11 protein-coding genes, 1 tRNA gene and 2 pseudogenes are annotated in these 20,223 nt (G+C 61.8%); 7 read left to right on the forward strand and 7 right to left on the reverse strand.

The window, feature by feature from the left end; all coding sequences use genetic code 11:
* Positions 1–195 precede the first annotated feature (195 nt).
* Entirely contained in the window at positions 196–642 is a 447-nt protein-coding gene (locus ABIA40_RS26050) for a very short patch repair endonuclease (RefSeq protein WP_404543928.1), read from the forward strand.
* Here the strand turns inward: ABIA40_RS26050 and ABIA40_RS26055 are convergent.
* Positions 626–2,278, reverse strand: a complete 1,653-nt coding sequence (locus ABIA40_RS26055) for a DEAD/DEAH box helicase (RefSeq protein WP_404546357.1) — start codon at positions 2,276–2,278, stop codon at positions 626–628. The genes ABIA40_RS26050 and ABIA40_RS26055 overlap by 17 nt on opposite strands.
* Before the next feature lie 18 nt (positions 2,279–2,296).
* Positions 2,297–2,476: pseudogene (locus ABIA40_RS26060) on the reverse strand (HNH endonuclease); the annotation flags it as partial.
* 820 nt (positions 2,477–3,296) lie between these two features.
* On the opposite strand from ABIA40_RS26060, the gene ABIA40_RS26065 reads away from it, so the two are divergent.
* Together ABIA40_RS26065 and ABIA40_RS26070 are read left to right on the forward strand one after the other, a co-directional pair.
* Complete coding sequence (locus ABIA40_RS26065) at positions 3,297–3,995, forward strand: recombinase family protein (RefSeq protein ID WP_404543930.1); 699 nt, start codon at positions 3,297–3,299, stop codon at positions 3,993–3,995.
* Between the two features lie 225 nt (positions 3,996–4,220).
* The gene (locus ABIA40_RS26070; protein ID WP_404543932.1) at positions 4,221–4,565 is read left to right on the forward strand and encodes a DUF4339 domain-containing protein; all 345 of its coding nucleotides are present in this window, start codon (positions 4,221–4,223) and stop codon (positions 4,563–4,565) included.
* A gap of 170 nt (positions 4,566–4,735) precedes the next feature.
* Here the strand turns inward: ABIA40_RS26070 and ABIA40_RS26075 are convergent, their stop codons facing one another.
* Complete coding sequence (locus tag ABIA40_RS26075; protein WP_404543933.1) at positions 4,736–5,467, reverse strand: transposase; 732 nt, start codon at positions 5,465–5,467, stop codon at positions 4,736–4,738.
* Between the two features lie 1,090 nt (positions 5,468–6,557).
* Between ABIA40_RS26075 and dapD the strand changes: the two genes are divergently transcribed.
* The 3 genes from dapD to ABIA40_RS26090 all read left to right on the forward strand — a co-directional run bounded on the left by dapD (position 6,558) and on the right by ABIA40_RS26090 (position 10,648).
* Positions 6,558–7,529, forward strand: a complete 972-nt coding sequence (gene dapD / locus ABIA40_RS26080) for a 2,3,4,5-tetrahydropyridine-2,6-dicarboxylate N-succinyltransferase (RefSeq protein WP_404543935.1) — start codon at positions 6,558–6,560, stop codon at positions 7,527–7,529.
* Positions 7,530–7,831: 302 nt separating this feature from the next.
* Positions 7,832–8,221, forward strand: coding sequence for a hypothetical protein (locus ABIA40_RS26085; RefSeq protein ID WP_404543937.1), 390 nt, complete (start codon positions 7,832–7,834; stop codon positions 8,219–8,221).
* A gap of 444 nt (positions 8,222–8,665) precedes the next feature.
* On the forward strand, positions 8,666–10,648 hold the full coding sequence (locus ABIA40_RS26090; protein ID WP_404543939.1) for a DEAD/DEAH box helicase family protein: 1,983 nt from the start codon (positions 8,666–8,668) through the stop codon (positions 10,646–10,648).
* 460 nt (positions 10,649–11,108) lie between these two features.
* On the opposite strand, the gene ABIA40_RS26095 is transcribed toward ABIA40_RS26090, so the two are convergent.
* The 3 genes from ABIA40_RS26095 to ABIA40_RS26105 all read right to left on the reverse strand — a co-directional run bounded on the left by ABIA40_RS26095 (position 11,109) and on the right by ABIA40_RS26105 (position 13,757).
* A complete protein-coding gene (locus tag ABIA40_RS26095) occupies positions 11,109–12,734 on the reverse strand; it encodes a tyrosine-type recombinase/integrase (protein WP_404543941.1) in 1,626 nt (541 codons plus the stop codon).
* Positions 12,735–12,818: 84 nt separating this feature from the next.
* Positions 12,819–12,895, reverse strand: a tRNA-His gene (locus tag ABIA40_RS26100).
* A 427-nt stretch (positions 12,896–13,322) separates the two neighbouring features.
* Entirely contained in the window at positions 13,323–13,757 is a 435-nt protein-coding gene (locus tag ABIA40_RS26105) for a phasin (protein WP_157287940.1), read from the reverse strand.
* Positions 13,758–14,433: 676 nt separating this feature from the next.
* Between ABIA40_RS26105 and ABIA40_RS26110 the strand changes: the two are divergent.
* Positions 14,434–17,764: pseudogene (locus ABIA40_RS26110) on the forward strand (PAS domain S-box protein).
* A gap of 174 nt (positions 17,765–17,938) precedes the next feature.
* On the opposite strand, the gene ABIA40_RS26115 reads toward ABIA40_RS26110, so the two are convergent.
* Complete coding sequence (locus ABIA40_RS26115; protein WP_404543944.1) at positions 17,939–19,912, reverse strand: methyl-accepting chemotaxis protein; 1,974 nt, start codon at positions 19,910–19,912, stop codon at positions 17,939–17,941.
* Positions 19,913–20,223: the final 311 nt, after the last annotated feature.

Consider the following 20,223-nt stretch of genomic DNA (forward strand, 5'->3'; position numbering starts at 1 on the left):
AGTTCGAGCCGATGACCGCTGCCCACGAATCACTGCTCCCAGATCCTACACTGAGGCCCAGCGTCTTGACTTGACTAGCATAAGGGGGCGCTGCTTCAAGTCTGAGGGGCTCTTCGGTTGGAATGGACTGTGGAGCGCCCGGTTGGAACTGCCGCCAACCCTCCCTAAATCGTGTCACTGACGCCTGCGCACCAAATGGCTGATCGCCTGACACCAGAACAGCGTAGCGCACATATGGCGCGGATCGGGCGCTGCAACACTCGGCCCGAGCTCATGGTGCGACAGCTCCTCACCGAAATCGGCTATCGCTACAGAATTCATCTAGGCGGGGTTCCGGGCCGGCCCGATGTCGCCTTTACAAAGCGCAAGAAGGCGGTGTTCATCCACGGTTGCTTCTGGCACGCACATGAAAACTGTCGTGTGTTTAAACTGCCTAGTTCACGAAAAGAATTTTGGGAGAGGAAATTCGAGAACAATAAGGCTCGCGATAAGCGGCTGTTGGAAGCGGCCGAGGAGGCAGGCTGGCAAACCCTTGTCGTTTGGGAGTGCGAGCTTTCGAATCTTGGTCGTGTCAGCCGAAGGCTGAAGCGTTTCCTTGGGCCGCCAAGACATGACGAAAAAAAGGCTAAGGTTGATCGCTGAGTATCTTCTTAAGGCGCGCCCAGCTTTCTTCAGGTAGCTGCTTCATTAGCCTGACGATGTTCTGGTCGCCACTCGCGAGCACATGCTTCCTCAGCGTACCTGCCATTGCCTCTGCTTCTTGGACTTCCTCTTCGTCCAAATCCATGCCTCGGACGATGGCTCCCGCGCGAAGTGCCTCGTCCAATGTTAAGACGAATTCCGTCCCGAATCCTTCGCCGCAGTGCTGGCAGGACTTGGCGCTCATAACGTTCAGTCCACCGCATTTTCCGCACGGCTTGAAACGAGCAGGAACTGGCGGAAACTCGAAGCCGCAGGCGTCGCAGAATTTGGCACCGATTTGAATTTCACTCGCGCACGAGGGGCACTTTTTTGTCTTTGGAGCGCCCGTGTCCTTGCGGTGAAAGGCTGGCATCTCTTGCTCGATGCGTATAGCGAAAGCCTCGAACACGTCGAAGGATGGCATGACGACATACGCCCGCGTGTCATCATCGGGCCCAGCAGTGCGTACAACGCGACCAATGGCTTGGCGAAACGCCAACTCAGTCATCGCGTTCGGGAGATAAACGAGCACTCGAAGGCGCGCGATGTCGACACCTTCCGAGATCATTGCAACTGAGACAAGCCAGCGCTTGTCCGTATGTCGGAAGCTGTCGATCCGACTGTCGGCGTTGGGAAGCTGGCTATGCACGATGGTCGGGCGTTCCCCCTCCACCCTTTCGATCAAAGCAACCATGTACTCGGCCATCTCGATGGACGGAGCAATGACCAATCCACCCGCATTGGGCATTCGCAAGCGCAAGTCGTCGAGCTTGTTGCTCGCCCACTCCAGCATCGTGGCCTGGTAACCGTCAATCCGGGGGGTCTTGCCGTCCGCTTCAAATTGGGCCGTGCAAGCGAGCTTGTAAAAGTTGAGTGCTCTTTGAAGGCCGGGAATTCGCTTCAGAGTCGGCGTAAGCTGCGCTTCATGCTTACCAGAGACTGTGACCTTCTCGCCATCCTCCAGGTCAACAGTGAACTTGCCCTCATGACGATGGAAAGTCGCCGGCCTGCAGTATCCCAGCTCGACCGCCTCACCATAGCTCAGTGTATAGGAGCCGTCTTCAGGATGATCGATCTGGCCTTGATCCGTGTAGGCCATCCAAATCGATTTCTTTCCATCCGACCTGATGGGCGTACCTGTGAGCACTAATGTAAACTTTGCGTCTGCGAACGCTCCGCTCGCGCCGGCTCCCCAAGCGGCCTCGACAGCTGCATGATGATGTTCGTCACAGATGATAAGCACGCGCGAACTTTGGCATACCTGCTGAAACGCGTCCTGTAGGCTCTGTACAGCCGCCCATGTGGCACAAACGTCAATGTCGATACGATCATCGCCGCCGGTCACTCGGCCCATGAAGCGGCCGGTCACTGCATAGAAATCCTTAGCCCACTGCTTCACGACCTCGATTCGAGGTGCGATGACGACGACTCGATCAATCTCACCCAAGTCGATGAGATTTTTCGCGATGGTGCAGGCGGCAATCGTCTTACCCGCACCCGGTGCGGCGTTGATGAGAAAATGCTTGTCGCTACGTTTTTCGACCAACCATTTCAAAGCCTTTTGGAGGGCCTGTGCCTGCCACGGCCTGAGCTGCATTTGCTTTGATCCTTTCGAAAGGTTGCAACGCTCACACAAGGCCTGCCCATTTAGGACGACGGTAGGCCCACCTCTTGAAAACGGCGTCCGGTGATCGGCGTGGAAACTACCACTTAGTCTCTCTCCGCATTGACCACATCGCCCCCCGCTCAACAGCGAAAGGATTAGTCGCTGCCGAAACGAGAAGCGTCGTTTCATTTACTAATCCAGTACTCCGTGAACATGATGTCTCGAATTGGCAAATTCGGAGGGGGCTTCAGCACAGCATACTCGTTGATTCGCACCATCGCCCTGGCATAGGAGACCTTACGCGATTCGACGACGAAGCCCTGCTTCTTCCGCATCTCGTAGACAAGTTCTGGTAGGTTCGACAAGCCGAACAGCACTAATGCCTCCAGTCGCGTTAGCGGCTTCCCTGATAAGAGATGCTCACGCGCTGCTGTTATGGCGATAGCTGACCCGTCAGTGCTTGATGTTGCCATTCTGGACCGAGATGCTTTTCGATGAGGGGACGAAGTCGAGCTAAAGCTGAAATGTCACGCTCACGCAAGGACATCATCAGCTCGCTTTCGTATTCGAGTACACGCCAACCTCCATCGCTCATCGCCACGTCCACAGGCAGAGAAGAGAAGGGCTTCGAACCGCGCCTTGTCTCGTAGCCGGGATCTGCGTCAGGCGGCAGGTCGTCGACATAAGAGCGAAGCAAAAGGTGCGCGAGCCGTAAGACGTCTCCGGCAGTCGCGGTCGGTCCTAGGCTTGCCCTCAGCTCATGGTAGATGGCCCTCAGAAGGGCAGGTCTACTCATCCGCTCCCCGCGCGGCTTCCCCCTTGTTTCGGCGAGGATAACACCGCCTGTTCAACCGGTGCTAGTAGCCGATCGTCTCGGTACAACCCACTTGCGCCACTCATGCAGTTCGGAATCCCTCGGATTCGAAATTGTCGGTGGTGGTCACACACCTGTACTGTTACAAATTGATCTAACGTTCGTTACATCGATTTGTGCAAATGGGAGCCGTCCGTGGCTGAGGGCAAATTCGTCTCATACTTGCGGGTGTCGCGCGATAAGCAGGGCAAAAGCGGGCTTGGCCTTGAAGCTCAGCGGGCGGCGGTCGAGAACTACCTGAACGGCGGCAAGTGGAAAGTGCTCGCCGAGTACGTCGAGGTGGAAAGCGGCAAGCGCAACGACCGACCCAAGCTCACAGCTGCTTTAGCTCACGCCAAGGTATCAGGCGCCAAGGTGGTCTTCGCGAAGCTGGACCGGCTCACCCGCGATGTTGATCTGCTCAGGGCTCTCGCGAGCAGCAATGTAGACCTCGTGTTCTGTGACTTGCCCAGCGTGCCCCCTGGTGCCATGGGGCGATTCCTTCTCACGCAAATGGCATCGGTGGCTGAGTTGGAGGTTGGGCTCATTGGTGAGCGTACGAAGGCTGCCCTCGCTGCTGCCAAAGCGCGCGGAGTGAAGCTCGGCAACCCCAACGGAGCACGCGCTCTCCGGGGAAAGCAGATAGGCAACGCGGATGCTGTGGCGAAGATCAAGGCGAACGCGGCTCAGCGAGCAGCGGACCTTAAAGGCATTGTGGATGACATCAGGAGCTCCGGAATCACCACGGTGCGCGGGATTGCCGGTGAGCTGCACGCGCGGGGCATCAGGGCGCCCCGTGGCGACACATGGCATCCGACCGCTATAGCTCGCCTTCTCAATCGGCTCTCGTCCTAGGAGCAGCGCGCTGCCGGGCTCCTGTTTTGGGTCCCCTCCCGGTCGAACCTACGGCGCTGGATCGAGCCCGTCCAACGGCTTCAAAATTGGCGGCTTCGCTGGCGAGCGTTTGCCAAGCTAAAGCGGGTCGCGTGGGTCTCCCAGGAATCATGGTGCGCAGATCGGACACGCCTCTTGAGCGCTGGCTCTACGCTGGCTAGCCTTGGGCTTTATTTGGAGTTGCACTTGGCTGACGCTTGGTACTACGCCCACCGTGGAAGGCAAACTGGACCTCTTGCGCTTGATCAGCTGCAGGATGCACTTCTGCGCTTGTCTGAACCGGAGAGCGTCCTTGTTTGGCGAGCAGGTTTTGCCAATTGGGTAAAAGCTAGTGATGTGGCCGAGTTCAGCGCACTAACACTCAGGCCACCCCCGATGCCGCCGGACCAACATCCAACGTGGACGGTCAGATGGTGGTGGTATCTCATCCCGTTTATCTCGGTGGGCGTTGGCAGTCAGGCTGGCCGAAAGGTTATGACCTGGAATCACCTCCAACGGAGAAAGGCGAAAGAACTAAAACGTAAGGGCTAGGTGTCACACCAAAGCTCTCTTGGCAGACACGCTGCCGCTCGCCCTCAAATTTGGGGCCCCTTCCAGGCGAACCTACGGCGCTGGAAATCACCTGCCCCTCGGCTTCAAACGCGTAGGCTTCGCTGGTGGGTGATTGCTGGGCTAAAACGAGCCGCGTCACTTCCTGAGAATTACGACGCGGGCCCAATCGCGTCCACCGGTTTACCCTTGGTCCCTTTGGGAGCGCGGTGCTTACGGCGCGTGCGCCGAACGGGATTGGCGGGCGTATTGAGCAGAAGCCTAAGGAGCTTCTCCGTACGGTCAAAGGCCGCTCGTGCATCCCTGTTCTCACGGCTCGACATGAAGACGGCGAGAACACCTAGGGACCTGATGGCGTGTTGCGATGGATGCTTTCCTCCCTCCAATAGCTTTCGCTTGCGGTAACGATAGCCACTCAGTTTCGGGCTAGTCCTGTGCTTCATGAAGCTGCGCGGCAAGAGACCGAAGCCGGCCTTGTAGCCCCGATACTTTGAAGCTGCGTGTTTGATGAGGTCACGCATCCGCAGCACGGTCCTGTACGATACGCCGATTTCCGTTTTTAGCTCGCTAAGCGGTGGCGGTCTAAGCCTGCGGTTTGCATCTCTGCCGTAAGCTGGACCTTCGTAGCTGAAGGCGTATGCGGCCCGAACCCAGGTACTCAGCGGTACCCTTAGGCGTTCAAGCGCGGTACCTACCGTTACGGTGAATTGCCGTCGGCACGGCTTGCATTGGTAGAGGCCCTCGCGGTGGCTGTGCTTCTCACCGCCGATCTTGAATACATCGGCGCCTCCTGCGTCACAGTGAGGACAGCGGGGACCTTCCGGCCACCTTATGGCTTCAAGAAGTTCGCGGGCAGCCGCGTCATCGTCGAATGGAGAGCGCATATCGGGCCTTGGTTCAACGCCAGATAAGATTGTTTTGTTAGGTTCACAACTGTCGCTGGGATAATTTGCTAACCACCATTGAAAATGCAGGATAATTTCGAAAGCATCAATGACTTAGGCGCCGTACTTGGTCCCCGCTTACAGAGAAGGGGCCAGTCCCCGCGATGAACGTAAACGCGGCCCGGCGCGCGCCAGCACGTCCTCGGATGGATACACCGAGTGCACGCAGGCTCATCCGCACGGATTAGCCGCCAGCTTGACCGCTCCAACACAGAGAATCAGTTGTTCGACCAGCCTTACGACGTCAACGCAGCAGCCGCGCTGCCACAAACACCACTATCGGCCGCATCATCGGCCCCGGACTTCAGGCAAGTCCGCCGCTATCTCCGCAACCTCCAACAACGCGAATTGCTCGGCCAGTTCATCAAGGCCGGATGGTCACCCGCGGAACTCGCGGAATACGCACGCAGTATGTACCTTGTGCCTGGGCAATCGAAGCCAACTGCCGCCAGTTATCGGATCGTCATTGCGATGGGACCGGACCACGAGTTGGCTCAGCGGGCCTTAGCTCGAATGCGGGGCCCCGACTACGTCATGCCTCCCTTTGATCGCCCGGAGCCCAAGCACTATGCGTGGGATGATCACGACAATCCCGCGCACCCCGCAGGGGTTCGGGAAGCAGTTGAAACGCTCGCACGAGGATACATGGCCGCATATGACGACACACTGAAGCGGCCACGGCGAGGACCTGACACCCCAATACGCAAGGGCCTCCTGCGAAAGTGTTTCCGCGAGCTGTATGACGCTGACGCCTTCGGATTGCGAACTGGCCGGCGGCGATAGACGAACCTGAGGGTACACAGGCTATCAACGCCGAAACAATCCAAGCGTTGAACTCCTGTCGCTAGGCGAGATGAATCAGTTTGACCAACGGACGACCGATGTCTGCACTCGGCGGAAGCGGACATACGGCGTCCAATGAGGAAGTCCGGGTTTGACCCGAAGCGGACGTGCTCGAGAGCCCGAAAGTTGCCATATCGACGAGAACTCGCGTAAGCACCAAGGGGAGAATATGGCGGGAGACGTTCACATGTCGATGGAGCTGCGGGGCGCGAGCGGGGACGGATTTGCGACGATTACCTCGGATGGTCGCGTGTTGGATGCTTGGTTTCTCCGGCTAAACTTGGTTGCGCAGGCCGACAGGACGGCAACGGTGCGGCTGACGAGCGAGGAGATCAAGGTGTCGTTGGGTGAGTCGGTGGACGGATATGCGCGGCACGACGACATCCGCAATGTCGACATCGTTTCCATTCGTACAGACATCGGCTCGCTTGCATCGGCGCCGACCGATGTGCACGATGCATATCTTCGACTCCATCTCCTGAGCCACCGTCTCGTCCGGCCAAATTGCCTGAACCTTGACGGAATATTCAGTCTGCTGCCTAACGTTGCCTGGACCACACTTGGTCCCTGTGAATGCTCGCGTGTACCGGAAGCACGAATCCTGGCGCGGAAGCGTGCCCTCGCTTTTGAGGTGGCAGGCGTCGACAAGTTTCCGCGCATGACTGATTATGTGACACCGGCAGACGTGAGAATCGCAGATGCGGATCGCGTCAGGCTCGGCGCCCATTTGGCTTCGGGCACAACCGTCATGCATGAAGGTTTCTGCAATTTCAATGCGGGTACGCTCGGTCCCTGCATGGTCGAAGGCCGGATCAGCGCCGGCGTGGTTGTCGCGAGCGGCAGCGACATTGGCGGCGGAGCGTCGATCATGGGTACGCTCTCAGGAGGAGGGAAAGAGAGGATTACGGTTGGCGAGCGCTGCCTCATCGGAGCCAACGCTGGTATCGGCATCTCACTGGGTGACGATTGTATCGTCGAAGCCGGCTGTTATGTCACGGCCGGCGCACGTATCCTTTTGGAAGACGGCATAGTCCTAAAAGCAAAGGAGCTCTCCGGCCAGACGGGTCTTCTTTTTCGCCGCAATTCCCAGAGCGGCGCTCTTGAGGCAACACGACGAAGAGGAATTTGGGACGGCCTTAACTCACAACTTCACAGCTAGGCAGTTCACCCAAATCCTGGTGGGGTCAAGCGATGTCGCCTCTTGGCCCATAGCTACCCCGGGACCTGTGTTAGGCATGTCCGGAGTTGGCAGAAGCCGACACCGCATTTTCCTCGGGTCGGTTGGGCAACCTACCTCCAAGACCAAAGGCGCCTACCCTCGCCCCCAAAACGAGCACACGGACACACCGCAGGTTGGCGCAAAACACACTTGTTGAAGATGGTTGCCGGTTTGGCACCCATTGGGTCAGCGAGCGGGCACCTATGCTCTACTGCGGTCTCCTACGGCAACACGAGGGACCCATGCACGAACCGGCGCGATCCATCATGACACCCCAGCGCCGGCGCGCCGCTATGCGGCTTGGAAACGCTCTGGCGCCGCTCTATCGCCTGGACCCGAACATACGCCTACGTGTCGTGCGGATGTTTCTGCTCGTAGCGCAGGAAGGCGGGCTCACCGTAGGCGAATTGGCCGAACGCATCGGTGTGTGGAAGACCCTTGCTTCCCGCTACCTGAGCGACCTAGGCACCGTCGATAGACACGGCAAACCAGGGCTCGGTCTCATCATGATGGTGCAGCGTGTCTATGGCGACCGCCGCGAAAAGCACGTCTATCTAACGGAGCAGGGGCTGGACATAATCGATCAGATTGAAGTTGCCCTGACCGAACCAAGGCCACGACGGCGCTTTTGACGCGGCTCGAAGATTCCTAGGGAGCCCCTGTGGTGCGCCTTACACAACACCCCTGGGATTGGCGCCGCGAGCGGCTTAGGCGAATCCACGGAACTCCTAGGGGCCTCTAAGGCTGTTTGCCTAAAAAGGCGAACCTCGCCCCTCCCGCTTTGCAACTAATCCGCTTGGCAATATCGCTCCCTAATCCGTTGGCCTGCCATCGATTTACTTCCACCGACAAAGTCCCCCTGAGACCTCTAATGATCTCCTTCTTTAGAGCTTTTGGGGGTACTTAATCGCCCATCCAGTTAGCCTCTCTCAAACTCCCCTTAGACCCTAGGGGGTCCTTCTGTCTGGTCGTGTTCGACCAACAATCAATCAACCATCCACATTCACAAGCCCACCGCTGGTGTTCATCAAGGACACCTATCGGCTTGTCGTGTCCCTGCAAGGAACACCACAACTATGAACGATACAGTCTTGCTCAGCAAGCAACATGATCTCGCTCTCGTGTGTCCGCAAGAGTTTGCCTCACGGATGCTTAAGCGCTGGACCACGCCGTGTCCCGACGGTCTAGGTCAACACGCATCGACGGCCTTGGTAACCCTGTGGCGCATCATGGGAGACACTTTCCGACTGGCCGCCATCGAAGCGGCCTCCGGTGTTCAATCACCATGGCGGATTCTGCAGCCACCGACCGGCACAGGCAAAACCCAAGGCACCTGTGTGTACGCTGCTATGCAGGCGGACGCCAATCGCCGCGCTGAAGGCGCTACGCGGCCCGTAGGAATACTCATCGTCACGCGGCTGAAGGAAGACGCAGACAACATACGGGACACCGTGAATGCTCTGGCCGGCCGAGCAGTCGCTGTCGCGCACCATTCGGGTAGCTACGCCAAACCCGAGCAATTGTATGAGAGCGACGTGGTCGTGATCACGCACCAGGCTTTCATCAACGCCAAGAGAGATACCAAGAAATGCGACTGGCGGCCTTGGGATCGTCTTGTGTCCTGGCGCGGCGGCAAGCGCCTCCTTACGATTATTGATGAGGCACTTGCCAACGTCGTTGACGAGAGCAGCGCGACCTCGGAGAACCTCGGGTTCGTCATTGGCCTCATCCCTCCTGAAGTGCGTTCAGCGTTGCCACAACAAGTAGGGGTTATGGAGCAGGTGCACCGGGTCCTGCTCGCGTATACCGACCCTGATGACTTGGACAACGCCATGTCCATGATCTGGGAGGAAGGTGGCGCGCCTGCTGCGGTTGACTTCGCGCCGCTTATCTCGGTGATGAGCACACTGCCCTATGACCGGATCGTGTACGACCGTAGCAGCACAAAGGATCGAACCCGGCTAGCGGAACGCGTGGCCGAGACCATTACGGCCGTGCAGTCGTGCCTTGAGCAATTCGCCTATTACGCGAAGTCCGGGCAGTGGCATTCAATCAACACAGCAGCTTTGGCCGTCCCGCTGGATGCACCGGGCCCTGTGGTGCTGGATGCGACCGCTAAGGCGAACTTCCTGTGGGACTTATTTGAGGAGAAGCATCAGCGCCTTGCGGTGCCGGCCCATGCCCGTGATTACAGCACGGTCACGCTTCACGTCGCACGCGGCGCCGGGCTTGGAAAGAATGCCATGGCCGAACGCATCAGAGAGCGCATGCCTCGCATCAAGACAGCTCTCGAAGAAGCCATAGGGCCGGAGCACTCGGTGTTCATGTGCGTCCATAAGGGCGTTGAAGAAGTCATCACAAGGAAGCGGGCATGCGGGGAAAGCTGGGTTGAGAGACTGAACTTCAGGGCGTGTTCAATCGGTCATTGGGGCGCTGTTGACGGCCGCAACACTTGGCAAGACTGCGATACAGCGGTGATCCTTGGGTTGCCCTACCGTCCTCAGACATGGGCAACAAACATGTTCTGCGCGCTACAGGGGGCCCAGAACGACCAGTGGCTACAATCCCCTGAATGGCGACAGTTCAAGAATGTGCGTCAAGAAATGGAACAGCGCCAAATGTCGGTGTCGGTAATCCAGGCCATCAACCGCATCTGCTGCCGTCACGTTATCGATGCTGAAGGTCGCTGCCCACCTGCGGACATTTTCCTTGTGCTGCCCCAGGATGCCATGGGCGATGCGGTGCTTGATGACATCAGGGCAGACATGCCTGGCATCAAGGTGAAACCTTGGGACTTCGCACTCGACCCGGCGAAGGAAAAGAAGCCCCGCATAGGCAGCTCGCATGTCCGGCTAATTGACTACATGTCAAAGCAAGGCTCGGGCGCAGTGTCCCTATCGACGGTTCAGCACGACCTGCAGCTAAACAGTGTAAAGAAGTTGCGTGAAACACTGAACAATGATGGGCATCCGACGACGCAGGCGCTCCGGCAGATGGGCGTGAACTACATTCCCGGCGTCGGCAGAGGATCGAAGAGCTATCTCGTGAAAGCAGCATAGCCCCACTGGGCAAGTCACAGGCCGCACACAAGAAATCCTTAGGGAACGCCAGTGTGCGGCTTTTTTTCTTCTCGGTGGCTCACTCACACCCCGCGCGGTGCAGGCCCGACGCGAGCCAAGACGTCGAGAATATCAATCCCAAGCCGTCCTGCAGTTCTCTCCGTCCATCCCTCCAGTGCTTCGCCGGCCGACAGGAGGCGCTTGTACAGCCGCAAAATGACGACGGGAGCCCGGCTTATGCTCCCCCGTTGCCCTAGGCTGATCAGCGCCCACGCGAGCCCAACGCTTGAGGAAAGCAGCGCAGTAGTGACGGTCTTTGCGATGTTGGTATCAGACATGTAGTGTCCCTATCGATTCCCAGCGGGCCCGCGCCCCTGGTGGCTTTCAGGTCTCCTAGATGCCGCGTGTACGCTTGTACTTCCCATCGGTGGACACGCAGCGGTCCCCTTGGGCAAACTCTTCAAAGCTTGTAGCGGGGGAATCTCTTCAGGGCCTTTGCCATGTCTTCCACAGTCGGCGCCCCGTACCTGCGCCCCTCGCTCGCAGGCGCGTGGCCTGTGATGGCGTCGTGAACCTTTTCGCTGATACCTACGCGATCAGCGATTTGCTTGAATGTATGTCGCCACGCGTGGTTAGGGCTGAGTTCCGTGTCGGTGACGCCGATGCTCCGCACCCACTCACCCAAATGCGCTCTCGTGGTTGCTGCTCGGGCCCGGCTTGGCTTTAAGGGATCAACCTTGCGCGCGCGCTGTGGTGCGCGGTCGTTGTAAAACAGCGCGCCCTTACCAACTTCCCGAACCATCTCAAGGAAGCCTTGGTCAATGATATGCTGGTGTATCGGCACAACGCGCATTTGCCGCGTCTTGATTGTGCCTGCATCTGGCGTGAGCTTCATTACGTAGAAGCGCCCACGCTGCTCTATATCGCTGCCACGCAGCTGAGTGATTTCGCCGGGCCGTGCGCCAGAATATGCGCAGAGCCAAGGTACCCAACGCTTGGCGCGCTCCGAAGGCGTCCGAGGGCTCTCGATTGCTAAGGCTGCCTTAAGGATTGTCCGCGCCTCTTCAGGAGTGAAGGCCTTGCCTGTCTCCCGTGTTTGCGCCTTCCGAGGCACGTCCACCTTGATGGTGGCGAAGGGATTCCTGTGGAGGTGCTTGTGCTCCAGTCCCCAAGCGAACACGCGGCGAGAAGCAGACAGCCATACCTCACGCACCGTCAGTGCAGAGCGCTCCTCGGACACCAAGCCCCTCACCCATGAGCGCGCCGCATCCTCGGTGATTCCGTTGGCGCCGATGTCTACGAATTGTCGCTGCATTTCGAGAAACACAGCGCGCCAGCGTTGCACTGTGGTGTCTGCCGGCTTCGTAGCAACGACGAATGCCTCGAAGAGGTCCCAGCAACCTAGGCCCGACGCTCGCACAGGCCCATCCGTGAAGGGCGGGAAAGTGTCAGGCGTATCGTCATGGGAGTAGTCGCCGTTGGCGCGCTTCTCCAAAAGCGAGAAGGCAACTAGGAGGTTATCGCTCACAGCATCCACGAACAACGCATAAGCGGTGGAGTTCAGCGACTTCCCTTCGCTGGCGAGGAACGTTGCCACGCGAGCCACCTCGGCAATCTGCGGCCTTACCGCCTCCCGCACCTCGGGTTCTTTCGCCCATTCCCATCGGGGATCAGCCTGGGGATCAACCTCGTATTCTTCTGGCGCCTCGGGGCGGATCACGTTCCACACAACGTAATCGCTGAGGTCGCGCCAATACTTCGGCTTTCCCGGGTCGGCCTCGTGCTGCTTTACGAACCAATTGTACCAGCGGCCCGCGAGCGCGATTGCATTGAGCTTGGTGAGTGGCTGGCCTTCGCCGTTCCTTTGGGCTCGCAGGGTCGCGATGCGAGTTTCAATCTCCGCTTCCCATTCCCCGAGGCGAGCCTTTGCCTCGTACTTTGGAGTGTCGGCGGCGAGCTTCAGATGAGCTTCTCGCTTGTGGCCGTAGAGCCTTTGGTAGTCCTCACGGACGTCTTCGGGGATGCCTTTGCGAGCAAACCACCGCCCATCTGCAGCCCTGTTTAACGCGACCATTCGCAACGCCATTTGTATCGCCTTTTGTATTTTAGGCGGCACAAATCCAGCTGGTCTATCAACAAGTTGCTGAGAATGCGGAGTTATCCGCAACGGTGGTACAGTTGGGTGGGCTCGAACCACCGACCTCCTGTTCCACAGACAGGCGCTCTAACCAACTGAGCTACAACTGCATCCTTGCGCGCCGCGCCTTGGGCTGCCTGAAAAGGCTTGATGCCTGAGGGGGCTGGACGGGGCGGAAACTAGGTGCAACGGCCCGGTTTGGCAAGGCCGCAGAACCCGATATTTCCCCTCTTCAGCGCGAAGAAAACAGGTCGATTGGCCGGGCGGGATCACCTCTCCCCAGCGGGGAGAGGTCGGATTGCTCTGGTGCGCGAATGCGCGCCGGAGCGATCCGGGTGAGGGGCCGCGGCGGCCGGTGAGACCTGAGCCCCTCACCCGGACCGCGCCGGACGATGCTTCGCATCGCCGGGGGCGGGATCACCTCTCCCTTTGGGAGAGGTGGACGGAGTGCTGGGCGCGACCCGGTCGACCCATTTCCAAAAGAAAAACCCGGGCCTTTCGGGCCCGGGTTTCGCTGGCTTACATCGATCCGACCGCTCAGGCGGCGGAAGGGTAGTACTTGGAGGCGCTGGCCTTGATCGGCTCGGCGGTCTCATTGGCGACGCGCTGAGTGAGCTCGACCAACTCCTTGGCCTGGGCCTGGAAGGTCTCGAGCTGCTTGCGGGCGTGGCCGGTCCACAGCTCCATCGCTTCGGTCGGCGACTTGGCGCCGAACAGCTGCTGGGCGAAGTCGAGCTGAGCGCTCGAATTGGCCTTCATGAACTCGACCAGCTTGGCGGTGTACTCGCTCGCGCCCTTGGAGGCCGAGGTGAACACGGCCTCGACGGTGCCGTTGTGGGTCTCAGCGGCGTCCTTGAACTTGGCGTAGTTCTCGCGGGCCTGCGCCGCGCCCTTCTCTGCGAACGCACGCACCTGCTCGGGAACCTCGAACGGGATGATCGAGGCAGAAAACGGATCAGTCGCACCTGTCATGTTGGTCCCTCACGCTAATTGAAAAAATGGAGTGAGCCTTTCTGGCGCGCCCGCCGGCCCCGACCATGGGCCCTGCGCATTGAGCGGGTACGAAGACTGGAAACGCGAAACAAAGGTGATGGCTCGCCCAGCGCCAGCACTATGGCTGCCTATCATGTCAACATTGTGCATCGCAACGCGGCAGAGCGGTGCGATGCGAAATTTAATCTCGGGATGGGTGAGGTTCCGGAGGTCGGGAACCGGGGGTTGAGGTAGTGGGATGCGCCGGGCAACAAGCTTTTACCCTCCCCTGGAGGGCGAGGGTCGGCTCATATTGAGCGTAGCGAAATATGAGCCGGGGTGGGGTGATCTCTCCCCGCGGGGACCGCCCGTGGCGAGAGACTGTCACCCCACCTCGTCTCACATTCGCTACGCTCATGTGAGCCGATCCTCCCCCTCCAGGGGAGGATGGGCACCGCGGGTGCTGCGCGCGCCTATGCCCTCCGCTTCGAATCCCTTGGATGCAACGTTGGCTCGGCTTGCGGGGTTGGCGGGATTAAGGTTATCGCCGCTTGGGGGTCCGTCGCGGGGCTTTGAACCGTGGACCTAGTCGCGCCTTCCGGGCGATACTAACCCTTTCTTAAGGCTGTCATTCCCGGCAGCCGCCACTCGTGAAGCGTGAGATGCAGCCGGCCTGATGACGCGTTCGGATTTCCAGTTGCGAGGGGTGGGCGATCCGCGGCTGGCCGTGCATGCGACCTCTGCCCTGCCGGTCTGGCTGTGGTCGACCGACGGCGCGCGCGTGCTGTGGGCCAATCCGGTCGGCGCAAAACTGTTCGGCGCAGCCAACAGCGCCGGCCTCGCGGACAAGGTGTTCGGCCCCGCCGACAGCCACCGCCGCCAAATCGTCAGGCTCGCCCCCCAGCTGCCGGCGAACGGCGCAATACGGCTGCAGCGGCTGCGCGGCTTCGGCGCCCGGTTAGGGGCGCTGATGACCTGCGGCTGCGCGCGGCTCGACTTTGCCGATGGCGGCCATGCGGTGCTCGTCATCGCGATGGACCCGACGCTGCGCACCATGCCGCTGGTCGAGCGGCTGCATCGGCTGGTCGCCGGCGCCAAGGTGCCGATGGCGGCGTTCGCGCCGGACGGGCTGTTCGTCGGCGCGAGCGAGGCCGCGCGCTCCCTGCTCGGCTTTCGCGATCTATTCGAGGCGCGGCCTCGACCGCGCCCGCAGCGATGCGCTGGCAAAAGGCCGCGCCGCGACGCCGATCGGCATCGGCCAGATGGTGCTGCAGCGGGTCGGCAGCGGCGCCGATATCGGCCTGGTCGCGCTGATCGAGCCGGCCGCCGCCACGGCGGCGCGCGAGGCCGCGCCCGACGTGACGCCCGCGCAGCCTCCGGCCGCGGTGCTGGAGGACGCACAGCCTGCACCGAACGAGGCGCCGTCTGCGATCGCGCTGTTCGACGCATTCGCCGAGCCTGCCGAACCACCCGCCGAGACGATTGCGCCGACGCCCGAGCCGGTCGTCCCCGCGGCGGCCAAAACTCCGGTTGAAAACCAGCCGCAAGCCATTGTGTCGCCGCAGCCCGCGCCGATCAATGCAGGCATGGTCGAGCCGACTTCAGACCAGCAGTCGGGCCAGCAAGAGCCGCCCGCACCGCGTCAGCATCCGCTGCGCTTCCTCTGGCAGATGGATGAAGAGGGCCGCTTTGTGCTCGGCTCCGATGACTTCATCCGCCTGATGGGCACGCACACGGCCGCCGGTTTCGGCCGCCCCTGGCGCGAGATCGCCGAGGAATTTTCGCTCGATCCCGAGGGGCGCGTGGCGAAGGCGCTGGAAAGCAAGGATACCTGGGCCGGCATCACAGTGAACTGGCCGGCCGACGGCGGCGAGCATATTCCGGTCGAGCTCGCGGGCCTGCCGGTCTACGACCGCAACCGTCAGTTCGCCGGCTTCCGCGGCTTCGGCGTCTGCCGCGATCTCGACGCGCTCAACCGGCTCGAGGCGCTCAGGCGCTTCGAGCTGCTGGTCGACGCGCCGCCCCAGGGCCGCTCCATTGAGGCCGTCGCGTCCGATGCGGAGGCCGAGCCTGAAGCGGCGGCGGAAACAGTGGCCGAGAGCGAAGCAGAGGCACCGCCGATCGCGCCATCCGAGCCTGAGCCGCAAGCCGAGCCCGAACCGCAAGCCGAACCCGACCTGCCAGAGCCCACAAGCGACGTGACTTCACACCCAACCGAACTGGACACGCCCGTGGAAACGCCTCCCAATGTCGTGCCGTTCCGCGTCGCCGGCGATACGCGGCCGCCGACGCTGACGCCGGTCGAGAACAGCGCGTTCAACGAGCTCGCGCGGCAATTGTCCGAGCGGCTCGAACGCGAGCGCGAGACCATCACGACCGACGCGGCCGGACCAGTGGCGGAGATCAGCGCCGAAGCATCGGAGCCGGAGCCGCCGCAGGCCGCAGCCGAATGGCTGACCGAGCCCGCACCGCCGCCGCGCGGGATGAGCGCGCGCGACCGCACACTGCTCGACCTGTTGCCGACGGGCATCCTGATTTACCGGCTCGACCGCCTGCTCTACGCCAATCCCGCCTTCCTCGCGCGCATCGGCTATGACAGCCTGAACGCGCTGGAGCATGCCGGCGGGCTGGATGCGCTCTATGTCGAGCCGGGCGTGTCGGCGGCCAGCAGCACCACGCAAGGCGGCACGCCTGTGACGATCAGCGCGACGGTCGCGAACGGCGAAGCGCCGCTGGCGACGACGGAAGCGCATCTCCACACCATCGACTGGGACGGCGACAGCGCGCATGCGCTGATCTGCGCGCTGCCGCAGGCGGCGCCGATCGCCGCGGCGGCTGCCGTCGCAGAGACCTTGGTGGCCGCAGAGCCTGACGCCGCGGACGCGGAGCCCGCGGCCGGCGATGCCGATGCCGAGGATCTCGCCGCCATCCTCGACACCACAGCCGAGGGCATCGTGATGTTCGATGCCGAAGGCAACATCCACGCCTGCAACCGCAGCGCGGAGGCGCTGTTCGGCTATGACGGCGAGGCGCTGCTGCAGCAGAATTTGCTGACGCTGTTCGCCCCCGAGAGCCAGCAGATCGTCGCCGATTATCTGGAAAGCCTGAAGAGCCAGGACATCTCCAGCCTGCTCGATCACGGCCGCGAGGTGCTGGGCCGCGAGAAGAAGGGCGGCGTCATCCCGCTCGCGATGATCATGGGCCGCACCCGGCCCGACGGGCCGAACTTCTTCGCCGTGTTCCGCGACCTCTCGCACGCGAAGAAGGGCGAGAGCGAATTGACGAAGGCCCGCCGCCTCGTCGACGGCGCGGCCAACGCCAAGGCCGACATGCTGGCGCGGATCAGCCACGAGATCCGCACGCCGCTCAACGCCATCATCGGCTTTGCCGAGGTGATGATCTCCGAGCGCTTCGGCGCGCTCGGCAACGAGCGTTATGGCGAATACATGAAGGACATCCGCGCCTCCGGCGAGCGCGTCATCGCCATCATCGACGACCTCCTGGAGCTGTCGCGGATCGAGACCGGCAAGCTCGACCTGAATTTCGCGAACTTGAACCTGAACGACCTGGTCGAGGCCTGCGTGACGGTGATGCAGCCGCAGGCCAACCGCGAGCGCATCATCATCCGCACCTCGCTCGCCCATGCGCTGCCGCAGGTGAGCGTCGATGCGCGCGCGATGCGGCAGATCACCATGAACCTGATCTCGAACTCGATCCGGCTCGCCAGCGCCGGCGGCCAGGTCATCGTCTCGACCGCGCTGACCGATCGCGGCGAGATCGCACTGCGCATCCGCGACACCGGCCATGGCCTTTCCGAGCGCGAAGTCGCCGCCGCGATGGAGCCGTTCCGCACCCCGCCGCCGGGCGATGCTGCCGACAGCTCGGCGCTGAGCCTGTCGCTGACGAAAGCGCTGGTCGAAGCCAACCGCGCCCGGTTCAACATCAAGAGCGCCGGCCACGGCACGCTGATCGAGGTGGTGCTCGCGCCAGCGCTGGCGGGGGCGTGAGGTGTTCTCCCTCTCCCGCTTGCGGGAGAGGGTCGGGGAGAGGGTGTCTCCACGACGGGACAATCCCCGAGAGGAAAGAGCCCTCACCCGACGCTTCGCGTCGACCTCTCCCGCAAGCGGGAGAGGTTGGCCCGCCGCACGATCAACCTACCTACTGCCGGTTTGCAGACGCGCTTAAGCCGCCCGCACCGTCTCCAAAAACCTGCTCACCTCGAGCTTCAGCCGGCTGCTGTCGTTCGACAGCGATTGCGCCGCGGACAGCACTTGCGAGGAGGCAGATCCCGTCTCGGTCGCGCCCTGGCGCACGCTGGAGATGTTGGCGCTGACCTGCGTGGTGCCGGCGGCGGCGCTTTGGACGTTGCGCGAGATCTCGCTGGTCGCGGCGCCCTGCTCTTCCACCGCGGCCGCGATGGTGGAGGAGATTTCGGACAGACGCTCGATGGTGCCGCCGATGGTCTTGATCGCACCGACGGAATCTTGCGTCGCGACCTGGATGCTCGAGATTTGCTGACCGATGTCGCCGGTCGCCTTCGCGGTCTGCTCGGCGAGCGCCTTCACTTCCGAGGCAACCACGGCAAAGCCGCGTCCGGCCTCGCCCGCGCGCGCCGCCTCGATGGTGGCGTTCAGCGCGAGCAGATTGGTCTGGCCGGCGATGGCGTTGATGAGCTCGACCACGTCGCCGATGCGCGCGGCCGCCTTGGACAATTCGCTGACGCGATCGTTGGTCTGCCCGGCCTGGGTGACGGCCTCGCCCGCCATGCGCGCGGAGGCCTGCACCTGACGGCTGATCTCGTTGACGGAGGCGGTCAGCTCCTCGGCCGCGGACGCCACCGACTGCACGTTGGTCGCCGCTTCCTCGGACGCCGCCTCGACCAGCGTGGCGAGCTCGGTCGAGCGGCTGGCGGTCGTGGTCAGCGACGTCGCCGACGCCTCGAGCTCGTTGGCCGCCGACGATACGGTCTCGACGATCTCGCCGATCGCGCCTTCGAAATCGTCCGCCATCCTGATCATGTCGGCGCGGCGGCGCTCGGCGGCGAGCTTATCCTGCCTGATCTTCTCTTCGGCCTCCTCCTGCGCCTTTCGCTCGGCGTTGACCTTGAACGTCTCGACGGCTTGCGCGATCTCGCCGATCTCGTCGGGACGGCCGAGGCCGGGAAGAACGATGGCGAAATTGCCGTTGGCGAGCTCGATCATCGCCGCGCGCATCGCGGTCAAGGGCCTCGAGACCGAACGTCCGATGAAGATGCCGAGGCCGAGCACGCTCGTCGCAATCAGCGCGATCGCGACCGCAATCCAGAACTGGATGCTGGTGCGCTCGGCCTCGTTGAGACGGTCGGCGTCGGCGCGGATGCGGTCGACCGATGTCGAGATCTGCTCGATCACCGGCTCGACCGAAGCGAAGGCCTCGGACATCGCCTTCGATTCGGCCGCCAGCTTCAGCGCGGTCTCCATCCAGGCGGAGAAGTCGCGCTGATAATCGGCGAGCTTCTGGCGCAGCTCGGCCTTGGCGCCGTCGGCGATGGCTGCCGCGTCGAGGCCTGCGGCAAATTCGGACGCGCGCTTCTTCATCTCCTCGCCATATCTCGCGTTCCGGCGCAGCATGAAATCCTTTTCATGCCGGCGCATCATCAGCATGATCACCTTGAGCTCGGAATTCTGGAACTGGTCGACCTGGCTTTCGATGCCGTGGACGGAAGCGCGCAGGCGGCCTTCGAGCCCGGACTTCTCGTCGAGGCCGAGCCGCTGCCGTTCCTCGACCACCGCGGCGAAGCGGGCCTGATAGGTCTTGAGCGACGCATTCATCGCGTCGATCTTCTGCGCCAGCTCGGGCTGGCCGAGCGCTGCGATCTTGCCGCGGAGCGTCTCGATGTCGAGCGCCACCTGCCGGCTGATCTCGACCTGGCGCTGCGCCCTGGCCGGATCGCTGCGCAGCAGAAAATCCTTCTCGGCGCGGCGCGCCTCGAGCAGCTCGACCGCGATCCTGTTGTTCAGCTCGAACACGGTGCGCGCATCCTCGGCCGCGTCGCGATAGACGCCCATCCTCCGCTCGCCGTAGAGGTGAATGCCGCCGATCAGGACGACGCCGATGACGCCAATGACGCCGATCGCGGTGATCTTGTGAGTGAGTCGCAGGGACGGGAGCCGCATCGTGAACCAAGCTGGTGGTGAGCGATGCTGTTGATGAAGCGATATCAGGTAAAAGCTTCCGTTAATTTGCGGACACGTATTAATACGTGTACTCCCCAAGAATGCTCGCTGCTATGCACGGTGAAATGCACAGGCCGGGGCCGGCCGCCCCCTGGCCGCCGCCGGTGCACAGGTCAAGACGGCACGCTGATCGGGGTGGTGCGCGCGCCAGCGCCGACAGGGGCGTAGCGTCAACCAGGCGAGTTTTCGGCGCTGCGGCGCCCCGCGTCGCGAGCCGCCGCGCATCGCTATGCGACTTGTTCCCGAGCGGA

It is taken from the genome of Bradyrhizobium sp. USDA 223, from assembly GCF_044909005.1.
Lineage (GTDB): Bacteria > Pseudomonadota > Alphaproteobacteria > Rhizobiales > Xanthobacteraceae > Bradyrhizobium > Bradyrhizobium yuanmingense.

Excerpts from the sequence above, each read along its gene's own strand:
- dapD (WP_404543935.1), top strand. The coding sequence starts at position 6,558 with ATGTCGATGGAGCTGCGGGGCGCGAGCGGGGACGGATTTGCGACGATT.
- ABIA40_RS26055 (WP_404546357.1), bottom strand. The coding sequence starts at position 2,278 with ATGCAGCTCAGGCCGTGGCAGGCACAGGCCCTCCAAAAGGCTTTGAAA.
- ABIA40_RS26075 (WP_404543933.1), bottom strand. The coding sequence starts at position 5,467 with ATGCGCTCTCCATTCGACGATGACGCGGCTGCCCGCGAACTTCTTGAA.
- ABIA40_RS26095 (WP_404543941.1), bottom strand. The coding sequence starts at position 12,734 with ATGGCGTTGCGAATGGTCGCGTTAAACAGGGCTGCAGATGGGCGGTGG.
- ABIA40_RS26115 (WP_404543944.1), bottom strand. The coding sequence starts at position 19,912 with ATGCGGCTCCCGTCCCTGCGACTCACTCACAAGATCACCGCGATCGGC.
- ABIA40_RS26090 (WP_404543939.1), top strand. The coding sequence starts at position 8,666 with ATGAACGATACAGTCTTGCTCAGCAAGCAACATGATCTCGCTCTCGTG.
- ABIA40_RS26105 (WP_157287940.1), bottom strand. The coding sequence starts at position 13,757 with ATGACAGGTGCGACTGATCCGTTTTCTGCCTCGATCATCCCGTTCGAG.
- ABIA40_RS26085 (WP_404543937.1), top strand. The coding sequence starts at position 7,832 with ATGCACGAACCGGCGCGATCCATCATGACACCCCAGCGCCGGCGCGCC.
- ABIA40_RS26050 (WP_404543928.1), top strand. The coding sequence starts at position 196 with ATGGCTGATCGCCTGACACCAGAACAGCGTAGCGCACATATGGCGCGG.